Source organism: Pseudomonas fluorescens group sp. (assembly GCF_020093335.1).
Classification (GTDB): domain Bacteria; phylum Pseudomonadota; class Gammaproteobacteria; order Pseudomonadales; family Pseudomonadaceae; genus Aquipseudomonas; species Aquipseudomonas petroselini.
In genome coordinates this window covers 49,303-60,964 of the sequence record NZ_JAIOKW010000025.1, presented here as the reverse complement: position 1 = coordinate 60,964, position 11,662 = coordinate 49,303, and the positions used below count along the sequence as shown (strand labels likewise).

General features: G+C 58.3%; 11 protein-coding genes. 9 read left to right on the top strand and 2 right to left on the bottom strand.

What is annotated here, in order from left to right; all coding sequences use genetic code 11:
* Positions 1-2: 2 nt before the first annotated feature.
* A complete protein-coding gene (locus tag K7431_RS21925) occupies positions 3-896 on the bottom strand; it encodes a DMT family transporter (RefSeq protein ID WP_162471081.1) in 894 nt (297 codons plus the stop codon).
* Between the two features lie 160 nt (positions 897-1,056).
* Here K7431_RS21925 and K7431_RS21920 point away from each other — a divergent pair, with 160 nt between their 5' ends.
* On the top strand, positions 1,057-2,481 hold the full coding sequence (locus K7431_RS21920) for an aminotransferase-like domain-containing protein (protein WP_015885352.1): 1,425 nt from the start codon (positions 1,057-1,059) through the stop codon (positions 2,479-2,481).
* 83 nt (positions 2,482-2,564) lie between these two features.
* Here the strand turns inward: K7431_RS21920 and ppsR are convergent, their stop codons facing one another.
* Positions 2,565-3,383, bottom strand: a complete 819-nt coding sequence (gene ppsR, locus K7431_RS21915; RefSeq protein ID WP_003193298.1) for a posphoenolpyruvate synthetase regulatory kinase/phosphorylase PpsR — start codon at positions 3,381-3,383, stop codon at positions 2,565-2,567.
* Positions 3,384-3,561: 178 nt separating this feature from the next.
* On the opposite strand from ppsR, the gene ppsA reads away from it, so the two are divergent.
* The 8 genes from ppsA (at position 3,562) to K7431_RS21875 (ending at position 11,658) form a co-directional block, all read left to right on the top strand.
* A complete protein-coding gene (gene ppsA / locus K7431_RS21910; RefSeq protein WP_015885351.1) occupies positions 3,562-5,937 on the top strand; it encodes a phosphoenolpyruvate synthase in 2,376 nt (791 codons plus the stop codon).
* A gap of 106 nt (positions 5,938-6,043) precedes the next feature.
* On the top strand, positions 6,044-7,033 hold the full coding sequence (locus K7431_RS21905) for an alpha/beta fold hydrolase (protein ID WP_015885350.1): 990 nt from the start codon (positions 6,044-6,046) through the stop codon (positions 7,031-7,033).
* Between the two features lie 188 nt (positions 7,034-7,221).
* Positions 7,222-7,713 carry a ribonuclease E activity regulator RraA gene (rraA, locus tag K7431_RS21900; RefSeq protein ID WP_015885349.1) on the top strand — a complete coding sequence of 164 codons (492 nt, stop codon included), beginning with the start codon at positions 7,222-7,224 and terminating at the stop codon, positions 7,711-7,713.
* Between the two features lie 24 nt (positions 7,714-7,737).
* Positions 7,738-8,733 carry a zinc transporter ZntB gene (locus K7431_RS21895; protein WP_015885348.1) on the top strand — a complete coding sequence of 332 codons (996 nt, stop codon included), beginning with the start codon at positions 7,738-7,740 and terminating at the stop codon, positions 8,731-8,733.
* 86 nt (positions 8,734-8,819) lie between these two features.
* Entirely contained in the window at positions 8,820-9,065 is a 246-nt protein-coding gene (locus K7431_RS21890; RefSeq protein ID WP_015885347.1) for a hypothetical protein, read from the top strand.
* A gap of 2 nt (positions 9,066-9,067) precedes the next feature.
* Positions 9,068-9,892: a mechanosensitive ion channel family protein gene (locus tag K7431_RS21885; RefSeq protein WP_003175519.1), complete on the top strand. Its 825-nt coding sequence runs from the start codon at positions 9,068-9,070 to the stop codon at positions 9,890-9,892.
* An 87-nt stretch (positions 9,893-9,979) separates the two neighbouring features.
* The gene (sigX, locus tag K7431_RS21880; RefSeq protein ID WP_003175518.1) at positions 9,980-10,570 is read left to right on the top strand and encodes an RNA polymerase sigma factor SigX; all 591 of its coding nucleotides are present in this window, start codon (positions 9,980-9,982) and stop codon (positions 10,568-10,570) included.
* A gap of 107 nt (positions 10,571-10,677) precedes the next feature.
* Positions 10,678-11,658, top strand: a complete 981-nt coding sequence (locus K7431_RS21875; protein WP_015885346.1) for an OmpA family protein — start codon at positions 10,678-10,680, stop codon at positions 11,656-11,658.
* Positions 11,659-11,662 lie beyond the last annotated feature (4 nt).

Genomic DNA, 11,662 nt, shown 5'->3' with positions numbered 1-11,662 from the left:
GGTCATTTTTTCTTGGCCAGGAGTTTTTCAACCGGCAACTTGGTGATCGCAAAGCCGGCCAGCAGGATGGCCGAGTACAGCATCAGGTCACGGGAAATCGACACGCCTTCGTACCAGGCGCCAATGATCACCGCGAACACTGGGAAAATGATGAACACGAATGACAGGATGATCGGGCTCAAGCGCTTGAGCAGCATGAAGTACACGATGAACCCGCCCACCGAGGCCACCAGGCCCAGGTAGAACAGGGCGCCCCACGAGCGCAGGGTGATGGCGTCGAAGGTCGGCGCTTCAAACCACAGCCCGGCGACGAACAGCATCAGCCCGGCAATGCCGATGGGCAGGGTGTTGTAGGTGATCACGCTGATGGCGCTGCCTTTCTGCTTGGTAATGACGTAGCACAAGGCATGCATGATCGCGGCGGTCAGAATCGCCAGTACCCCGAAGAACTCGGCGTGGTCCAGGTGCAGGCCCTGGCTCTTGATGATCATGTAGAGGCTGCCGAAACCGATACCGATACCGACCACCTGGGAAAAGTAGATGCGCTCGCGCAGGAACAGCGCGGAGAAGATCAGGATGAACACCGGCATGCAACTAAACAGCAGCGCGGTAAGGCCGGACGAGACATGCATTTCGCCATAGTTGAGCAGGTAGTAGGGCACGCTGAAGTAGGACAGGGTTACGAACACGAAGAACCAGCGGCTTTCACGGGGAAACAGGATCGGCTCGCGACGCACCATGGCAAAACACAGGAACAGCGGGAAAGCGATCAGGAAGCGCAGGCCGGCGGACGTCAGCGGCGGCACGCTCTCCACGGCAATCTTGATCCCCAGCCACGTCGTGCCCCAACTCAGGCAAACGATCAGGAACATCACGCTGGTGATCAGCCCGGCCAGCCACTGTTTTTGGGTTTTGGTCTTGGCGGTGTTTTCGAGAACGGCGGACATTGGCATCGTTTATTGCTTCCCTGAGCCGGAATTGAACTCTATATTGAGCTTGTAATGAGTTGTAAAAATCGGCGATTGAACCCGTAAAAGCACACTATTAGGGCGAAAGATGGCTGTCAAAACAAATATTGACATGGTGTCAATTATGCGTGAGGGGTTGTCCAACGGGCAGGGCGTGAAGTACAAGCGCCTGTCCGATGTCATGGAACGGGGCATCCTTGAAGGCTTGATTGAACCGGGAAGAAAACTGCCGCCCCATCGGGTGCTTTCCGACAACCTGGGTGTGACGATAGGCACCATCAGCCGGGCCTACGGCGAACTGGAACGCCTGGGGTTGGTTGTGGCGCGAGTCGGCGACGGCACGTTCGTGCGCAAGCGTGGGATGGAGCGCCAGCGCGATGAAGGTTTTCGCAACTTCAGTGAAGAGCCACGCCAGTACTTCGACATGAGCCGCAACATGCACATCCCCGGGCAGGAGACGGTGTTCCTGGCCCAGAGCTTCCAAACCCTGTCGACCAACGCCAAGTTCCTCCAGGACATCAGTGCCTACACCCCGGACGCCGGCCTGCCGCGCTACCGTGAAGCGGGCGCGCAATGGCTGGTGCAGCGTGATTTTCATCCGATTCCCGAGCAAGTCATCTGCGTCAACGGCGGCCAGCACGGCCTGCTGTGCTCAATGATGGCGCTGTTGCGGGCGGGCGATACGGTAGTCACCGAACAGCTGACGTATCCCGGCCTCATTACGGCCGCGCGCATGCTGGGTATCCGCCTGATCGGCCTGGACATGGACGAGGAGGGCGTGCTGCCGAGCGCGCTGGACGAAGTCTGTCGTAATCACCGGATTTCAGCGCTGTACTGCACGCCGACGATCCAGAACCCGACCACGGCGGTGCTCTCGGTCGCGCGTCGCGAAGCGCTGGTCAAAGTGTGTCGGGAGCACAACCTGCTGATTCTTGAGGATGAAGCCCACGGTGTGTTGGTCGAAGACCGGCCGCCGCCACTCAGCTATTTCGCCCCTGAGCGTACGATTCTGATCAGCAGCCTGAGCAAAGCGGTGTCCGCCGGGCTGCGCGTGGGCTATGTGCATGCGCCGCCGGCGTTGGTCAGCCGTATTTCGGCAGCCCTGCGTTCGACCTGCTGGATGGCCACGCCCGTGACCCTTGAGCTGGCCGCCCAGTGGATCGAAAACGGCACGGCGGAATACCTGCTGCGCCAGCAGATCAACGAAATCAGCCGACGTAAAGCCCTGGTCCGCGACCTGCTGACCGGGCTGGAATACCGCACCCATCTCAACAGCCCGCATTTCTGGATTGAGGTGCCGGAGCCGTGGCGTGCGTCGGAAATCGAGGCGGAGCTCAAGCAGAATAATTACCTGATCGCTACCGCTGAAGCCTTTGCGGTGGGGCAGACGGCGGTGCCGCAGTTCATTCGGGCGAGTATCTGTAATACGTCGGGGGATGATCAGTTGTTACGGGCGGGGTTTGATGCGCTGGCTACAGCATTGGGGCAGGGAGGCGGGCGCTTCCACCTGTAACGGCGGGCTCGCTTTATTGTGGTGAGCGGGCTTGCCCAGCGCGGGGCAAGCTCGCTCACTACAAAAGCGGCAGGCGGTAATGATTATTTGAAGCGCCGCTCCACGCCTTTCTCCACCAGAATCTTCGCCGAAATCTCCTCCACCGAAAAATGCGTGGAATTGATGTGCGCAATATTCTCGCGACGGAACAGATTTTCTACTTCGCGCACTTCGAACTCACACTGCGCATAGCTGGAATAGCGACTGTTGGGCTTGCGCTCATTGCGGATCGCCGTGAGGCGATCCGGGTCGATGGTCAGGCCGAACAGCTTGTGCGAGTGCGCGCGCAGGGCGGCCGGCAGCGTCAGGTGCTCCATGTCGTCCTCGGTCAGCGGGTAATTGGCTGCGCGAATACCAAATTGCATGGCCATGTATAGACAGGTGGGCGTTTTGCCGCAGCGCGACACGCCGACCAGGATCAGGTCGGCCTTGTCGTAGTAATGGGTGCGGGCGCCGTCGTCGTTGTCGAGGGCAAAGTTCACCGCCTCGATACGCTCCATATAATTGGAGTTATGCCCAATGGAATGGGACTTTCCGACCGAATAGGAGGAGTGTTCACTCAACTCCTGCTCCAGCGGCGCCAGGAAGGTCGAGAAAATGTCGATCATGAAACCATTCGACGTTGCGAGAATCTCACGGATGTCTTGATTGACGATGGTGTCGAAAATGATCGGCCGGAAACCGTCTTTTTCAGCCGCCAGATTGATTTGTTGTACCATGGCCCGCGCTTTATCCACGCTGTCGATGTACGGGCGCGTGAATTTGGCGAAGGTAATGTTTTCGAACTGCGCGAGCAGGCTCTGGCCCAATGTTTCGGCTGTGATGCCGGTGCCGTCGGAGATAAAGAAAGCAGATCGTTTCATTTGAGCCCTGGGCCTTAAGCTGATGGCGAATCTTGGATATGATAGGCGCGATTTTGCCGTCCCGCGGTGGGCCGCATTCTCACTTATTTTCCAGGTCCAGGCCACAAGCGCTGGCGAACGCTCCTACTGAGCAGCCGGCGTCCTGAGCTTTTCCAACACAGAAAGTGGAGAGATCACCTTGGTAGAGTACGTAGTTTCCCTCGATAAGCTCGGCGTCCATGATGTAGAGCACGTGGGGGGCAAGAACGCATCCCTCGGCGAGATGATCAGTAATCTTGCAGGCGCAGGTGTATCGGTGCCCGGTGGTTTCGCCACCACGGCCCAGGCTTACCGCGATTTCCTCGAACTGAGCGGCCTCAATGCTCAGATCCACGCCGCGCTGGACGCTCTGGACGTCGATGACGTCAATGCCCTCGCCAAGACCGGTGCCCAGATCCGCCAATGGATCATGGACGCCGAGTTCCCCGAGAAGCTCAACGAAGAAATCCGCACCGCCTTCGCCACCCTGTCGGCCGGCAACCCGGACATGGCTGTTGCCGTGCGCTCCTCGGCCACCGCCGAAGACTTGCCGGACGCCTCCTTCGCCGGCCAGCAAGAGACCTTCCTGAACATCCGCGGCGTCGAAAACGTGATTCGCGCAGCCAAGGAAGTCTTCGCCTCGCTGTTTAACGATCGCGCGATTTCCTACCGTGTGCACCAGGGTTTCGACCATAAGCTGGTGGCTTTGTCTGCCGGTGTACAGCGCATGGTGCGTTCGGAAACCGGCACTGCCGGCGTCATGTTCACCCTCGATACCGAATCGGGCTTCCGTGACGTGGTGTTTATCACCGGCGCCTACGGCCTGGGCGAAACCGTCGTACAAGGCGCGGTCAACCCGGACGAATTCTACGTACACAAACATACCCTTGAGGCCGGTCGCCCGGCCATCTTGCGCCGCAACCTGGGCAGCAAGGCCATCAAGATGATCTACGGTGACGAGGCCAAAGCCGGTCGCTCGGTTAAAACCGTTGAGGTGGACAAGGCCGAACGCGCCCGTTTCTGCCTGAGCGACGCGGAAGTCAGCGAGTTGGCCAAGCAAGCGATGATCATCGAAAAGCACTACAAGTGCCCGATGGACATCGAATGGGCCAAGGACGGTGACGACGGCAAGCTGTACATCGTGCAGGCCCGTCCGGAAACCGTGAAGAGCCGTACTTCGGCCAACGTCATGGAACGCTACCTGTTGAAAGAGACCGGCACCGTGCTGGTGGAAGGTCGTGCCATCGGCCAGCGCATCGGCGCGGGCAAGGTGCGGATCATCAAGGACGTGTCCGAAATGGACAAAGTCCAGCCAGGCGACGTTCTGGTCTCCGACATGACCGACCCGGATTGGGAACCGGTGATGAAACGCGCCAGCGCCATCGTCACTAATCGTGGCGGGCGTACCTGCCACGCGGCGATCATCGCCCGTGAGCTGGGGATTCCGGCCGTAGTGGGTTGCGGCAACGCCACCCAACTGCTCAAGGATGGCCAGGGCGTGACCGTGTCCTGCGCCGAAGGCGACACCGGCTTCATCTTCGAAGGCGAGTTGGGCTTCGACATCAAGCAAAACTCCATCGACGCCATGCCGGACCTGCCGTTCAAGATCATGATGAACGTCGGCAACCCGGACCGCGCCTTTGACTTCGCGCAGTTGCCGAACGCCGGTGTGGGCCTGGCCCGCCTGGAGTTCATCATCAACCGCATGATCGGCGTGCACCCCAAGGCCCTGTTGAACTACGACGGCCTGCCGCTGGATATCAAGGAAAGCGTCGACAAGCGCATCGCCGGCTACAACGACCCGGTCGGCTTCTATGTCGAGAAGCTGGTGGAAGGCATCAGCACCTTGGCGGCGGCGTTCTACCCGAAAAAAGTCATCGTGCGCCTGTCGGACTTCAAGTCCAACGAATACGCGAACTTGATCGGCGGCAAGCTCTACGAGCCGGAAGAAGAAAACCCGATGCTGGGCTTCCGTGGCGCCTCGCGTTACATCAGCGAAGCGTTCCGTGATTGCTTCGAACTCGAATGCCGCGCCCTCAAGCGCGTGCGCAACGAGATGGGCCTGACCAACGTCGAGATCATGGTGCCGTTCGTGCGCACTCTGGGCGAGGCGAGCCAGGTGGTCGACCTGCTGGCTGAAAACGGTCTGTCGCGTGGCGAAAACGGTCTGCGCGTGATCATGATGTGCGAACTGCCGTCCAACGCCATCCTGGCCGAAGAGTTCCTGGAATTCTTCGACGGTTTCTCCATCGGTTCCAACGACCTGACCCAGCTGACCCTGGGCCTGGACCGCGACTCCGGGATCATCGCGCACCTGTTCGATGAGCGTAACCCTGCGGTCAAGAAGCTGCTGGCCAATGCCATCCAGGCGTGTAACAAGGCCGGCAAGTACATCGGTATCTGTGGACAAGGCCCTTCCGACCACCCTGACCTGGCCAAATGGCTGATGGAGCAGGGCATCGAAAGCGTCTCGCTGAACCCCGATTCCGTGCTGGAAACCTGGTTCTTCCTGGCGGAAGGCCAAGCGTCCGTCTAAGGTCGTTACGTCAAAAGTGCCGGTCACCTCTCGAGGGTGACCGGCATTCTTATCTGTGCAGGGCGGAATTCCTTCCGGACGCCGCCCTTTTTTGTGCAAGAGCATTATGCAAAGCAGCAGCAACCTGTTTCCCGTCGCCCTGATCAGCGCTGAACGTCGTGGCGACCTGAGTGAAGATGTGTACCGCCTCAAACCCGGTAACAGCCCCGACGGTACCGTCGAACTGGCCGTTACTCGTTTGGGCTTGGCCGATGTCCCGGAAAACCGGGGCATCCCGGTTATTTTGTTGCATGGCAGTTTTTCCAACCGGCGCTTCTGGTACTCACCCAAGGGCATTGGCCTGGGGGCTTATCTGGCACGCCAGGGGTTTGATGTGTGGATCCCGGAAATGCGCGGCCATGGTTTGTCCAAGCGCAATCATGACTACGCCCGCAATCGCGTCGCTGACTATGCACGCTATGACTTGCCGGCGATTGGCGCGTTTGTGCGTGAGCAAAGTGCGCAGATTCCCCACTGGATCGGCCACTCCCTGGGTGGCACAAGCCTGGCTGCAGCGCTGGGTGGGCAACACCTTGGCGCGCCGGCAGTGGCTTCGGTGGCCTTGTTTGGTTGCCAGGTGAGCCGCACCCACTGGCCGTTGAAATTGCCACCGGTGGAGTGGACTGGCCGCTTGCTGCTGAAACGCTTCGGCGAACTGTCCGGCTCACGGTTCAAGCGTGGCCCGGAGGACGAGCCCGCGGGCGTGTTGATCGAAGCCATGCGTTGGAATGGTCTGTTCGGCCGCTTTGGCGAGGGTAAAAACGACTGGTGGAAAGGCTTGGCAAGTGTCGATGTGCCGTTGTTGGCGGTCAGCGCCGCCGGCGACCATCAGGACCCTGACTGGGCGTGTCGCAAACTGTTCGAGCAAGTCGGATCCGAGCACCGTCAATACCTGTGCCTGGGCCGCCAGCAAGGGTTTACCGAGGATTTCGGGCACGTGGAAATGCTGGTCAGCAAAGCCGCACAGGTTCAAGTGTGGCCATTGGTGGAGCAATGGTTGAAAGATCCGCTCACACCCTTGTTCGGTGTACAGGCCGAGGTGCTGGCCACGGTTTGAGGCAACGCTCTGCCAAGGGCGTTTCACTCGTGTGTGGTTGCGGCTAAGATATGACGCGTTAAACGCTTCTGGTCATATTCAGTCGCGCAGTGGCTATTGCGTTGCGGCGATGCGGATGGGATGTTTCGCCCCTGCTTGGGCTGGCGCTTCTTTCGAAAGACACCTCTTTGACAGAAAGGAATTTTTCAATGAACCATTACGTGACCCCTGACCTGTGCGACGCCTACCCGGACCTGGTGCAGGTGCTTGAGCCGATGTTCAGCAATTTCGGCGGCCGAGATTCCTTTGGTGGTGAAATTGTCACCCTCAAATGCTTCGAAGATAACTCCTTGGTCAAGGAACAGGCCGACCAGCCTGGCGCCGGCAAGGTGCTGGTGGTCGATGGGGGTGGTTCCCTGCGCCGCGCGCTGCTGGGCGACATGATCGCCGAGAAAGCCGCGAAAAATGGCTGGGAAGGCCTGGTGATCTACGGCTGCATCCGTGACGTCGATGTGATCGCCCAGACCGACCTGGGAGTGCAGGCCTTGGCGAGTCACCCGATGAAGACCGACAAACGCGGCATCGGTGACTTGAACGTGGTGGTCACGTTTGCGGGGGTGACGTTCCGTCCGGGTGAGTACATCTACGCCGACAACAACGGCGTGATCGTGTCGCCCAGCCCGCTGAAAATGCCTGAATAAACCGCAATAACCGACGGGGTGAGGATGTTCGAGGAAGAAAACGCGCAATGGGGGCTGGTGCATGCCCTGGTGCTGGACGGTAAAGGCGGTGCGCGTTCGATTGCCCGGACAGAGCTCGACGACTTGCAACTGCAACCTCAGGAAAGCCTGTGGTTGCATTGGGATCGCAGCCATCCGCAGACCCAGACCTGGCTGCGTAAATCCAGTGGGTTGAGCGAGTTCGCCTGTGACCTGTTGCTGGAGGAGAACACCCGTCCGCGTCTGTTGCCGTTGCCGGACGCGGAACTGCTGTTGTTTCTGCGTGGGGTCAACCTCAACCCAGGGGCTGAGCCGGAAGACATGGTGTCGGTGCGTATCTTCGCCGCAGCCAGTCGTGTGATTTCCCTGCGTTTGCGCCCGTTGCGCGCCACCGACGAGCTGCTGGTGCAGTTGGCGGACGGCAAGGGCCCGAAAACGGCCTCGGAACTTATCCTTTATATGGCGCAGTACCTGACCAATAAAGTGCAGGATCTGGTCACGGACTTGTCTGAAGTCGTCGATGCAGAGGAAGAAAAACTCGATACCGACGAACGGTATACGCCGGAACATGGCAGCGTTTTGCAGATCCGTCGACGCGCCGCTGGGCTGAAGCGATTCCTCGCACCGCAGCGGGATATTTTTGCCCAGCTCACGCGGATCAAATTGCCGTGGTTTTGTGACGACGATGCCGACTATTGGAACGAATTGAACAACAGCCTGACCCGCTACCTTGAAGAACTCGAATTGACCCGGGAGCGCGTGGGGCTTGTGCTTGAGGCCGAAGACCGGCGCTTGAGCGTACGCATGAACCGCACCATGTACCGGTTCGGGATCATCACCGGGATCTTCCTGCCGATGAGTTTTCTCACCGGGCTGCTGGGTATAAATGTGGGCGGGATTCCGTTCTCTGCCAGCCCCTATGGATTCATGATTGCGTGCCTGTTGATGGTCTCGGTCGCGCTTGGACAATGGTGGCTTTTTCGACGGTTGCGCTGGGTTTGAGCTGAATATGACCTGAACGTATGAAGGGTCCTATGTGACCTCAAGAATTTTACCCTCGTCTTTTAAATCACTTGCGAGAGGTCTTTATGCACGATCCGTTCGAACAGTCTTTGCGTGACATGCTCAATGCCTCGCCGTCCAACCGGGACGACGATGCCTGCCTGGGCCGCGTGTTGAAAACCGCCAACCGCCAGGTGGGTGCGGGTGACCTGTTCGGTCTGCTCGGCCGCTGGATGCCGGCGCTGATGATGGCGCTGAACAATGGTTCGGCCCACGTATCGCCTGTTTCCCGTCGTAAACCTCTTGCTCGCACTGCTGATAAGGCTGATTGAATATGGAACTTGATCTCTGGACGCAGAGCCTGGTCACCGCGATGACCGCATTGTGGACCAAGGTGGCGAATTTCATTCCCAACCTGTTTGGTGCGCTGGTGCTGGTGCTGTTGGGTTTTGTCGTAGCCAAGCTGCTCGACACCCTGCTGTCCAAATTGCTGGCAAAACTGGGCCTGGACCGGCTGATGGCAGGCACCGGCCTGACCAAGCTATTGGGCCGTGCCGGGCTGCAAGTACCGATTTCAACATTGATCGGCAAGATCGTTTATTGGTTTGTTTTGCTGATTTTTCTGGTTTCTGCGGCTCAATCCCTTGGACTTGAGCGAGTTTCAGCTACGCTCGACATGCTGGCGCTGTATTTGCCGAAGGTTTTTGGCGGCGCGCTGGTACTGCTGGTAGGCGTTTTGCTGGCGCAATTGGCCAATGGGCTGGTGCGCGGCGCCGCTGAAGGTGTGGGACTGGATTACGCCGCCGGCCTGGGGCGAATCGCTCAAGGGCTGGTGATCATCATCAGTATTTCGGTCGCGATCAGCCAGTTGGAGGTCAAGACTGACCTGCTCAACCATGTGATTGTGATCGTTTTGATTACCGTTGGTCTGGCAGTTGCGCTGGCCATGGGCTTGGGAAGCCGGGAAATTGCCGGTCAGATTCTTGCGGGAATCTATGTGCGTGAGCTGTATCAGGTTGGGCAACAGGTGCGTGTGGGCGAGGTCGAAGGGCAAATCGAGGAGATCGGCACAGTCAAGACAACGGTGCTGACCGATGACGGCGACCTGGTGTCGCTGTCCAATCGGATTCTCCTGGAGCAGCAGGTCAGTAGCCGCTAACCCGGCAAACCCTGCTAATGTACGCCGCCGCGAACCCGGCTGATCGGGCTGTGGCGGACATTGACCTGACTGTCGGCACGACTTGTTTTGAATAAAGCCCAAACGCTGTCCACGCGCTATGACCCCCGTGAGCTCTCTGATGAGGAGTTGGTCGCGCGTGCGCACACGGAGCTGTTTCACGTAACTCGCGCGTACGAAGAATTGATGCGCAGATATCAACGCACTTTGTTCAACGTTTGTTCAAGGTATTTAGGGAACGATAGAGATGCGGATGATGTCTGTCAGGAAGTGATGCTCAAGGTGTTGTACGGCCTGAAGAACTTCGAGGGCAAATCGAAGTTCAAGACCTGGCTGTACAGCATCACGTACAACGAGTGCATCACGCAGTATCGGAAGGAACGGCGAAAGCGTCGCTTGATGGACGCTTTGAGTCTGGACCCCCTTGAGGAGGCGTCTGAAGAAAAGGCGCCGGCACCCGAGGAGAAGGGCGGACTCGATCGCTGGCTGGTGTATGTGAATCCGATTGACCGGGAAATTCTGGTGCTACGATTTGTCGCAGAGCTGGAATTTCAGGAAATCGCCGACATCATGCACATGGGTTTGAGTGCTACAAAAATGCGTTACAAACGTGCTCTTGATAAATTACGTGAGAAATTTGCGGGCGAGACTGAAACTTAGTGCGTGGCAAATATCTCTTACGTGTAGGCAAGTTCTGTTAGACTTGTCGCCGAGTTGTCCCCCGGTTTGTGGGACTGCTTTACAATCACCAGATGGGGATTTAACGGATGAAACTGAAAAACACCTTGGGCTTGGCCATTGGTTCTCTTATTGCCGCTACTTCTTTCGGCGTTCTGGCACAAGGCCAAGGCGCAGTTGAAGGCGAGCTGTTCTACAAGAAGCAGTACAACGATAGCGTCAAGCACATCGAAGACGGCTTCAATCCTGGCGCTCGCATCGGTTACTTCCTGACCGACGACCTGTCCTTGAACCTGTCCTACGACAAAACCAACCACACCCGTTCGAACGACGGTACTGGTAACCAGAAGATCAAAGGCGATACCGGCAGCCTGGTTGCCCAGTATCACTTCGGTCAAGCTGGCGTAGACAGCCTGCGTCCATACGTAGAAGGCGGTTTCGGCCACCAGAGCCGTACCAACGTTCAGGCTGACGGCCACAGCGGTCGCGACCAGACTACCTTCGCTACCGTTGGTACTGGCGTGAAGTACTACTTCACCAACAACCTGTACGCTCGTGCCGGTGTTGAAGCTGACTACGGTCTGGACAACGGCAAGTGGGACTACTCCGCACTGGTCGGCCTGGGCGTGAACTTCGGCGGTAACGCTGGCGCAGCTGCTCCAGCTCCTACCCCAGCACCAGCTCCAGAGCCAACTCCAGAGCCAGAAGCTCCAGTTGCTCAGGTTGTTCGTGTTGAGCTGGACGTTAAGTTCGACTTCGACAAGTCGGTTGTTAAGCCTAACAGCTACGGCGACGTGAAAAACCTGGCCGACTTCATGGCTCAGTACCCAGCTACCAACGTAGAAGTTGCTGGTCACACTGACTCCGTAGGTCCAGACGCTTACAACCAGAAGCTGTCCCAGCGTCGTGCTGACGCTGTTAAGCAAGTCCTGGTTAAAGATGGCGTTGCTCCAAGCCGCATCACCGCAGTAGGTTACGGCGAATCCCGCCCAGTTGCTGACAACGCAACTGAAGCTGGTCGTGCTGTTAACCGTCGCGTAGAAGCGTCGGTTGAAGCTCAAGCTCAGTAATTAC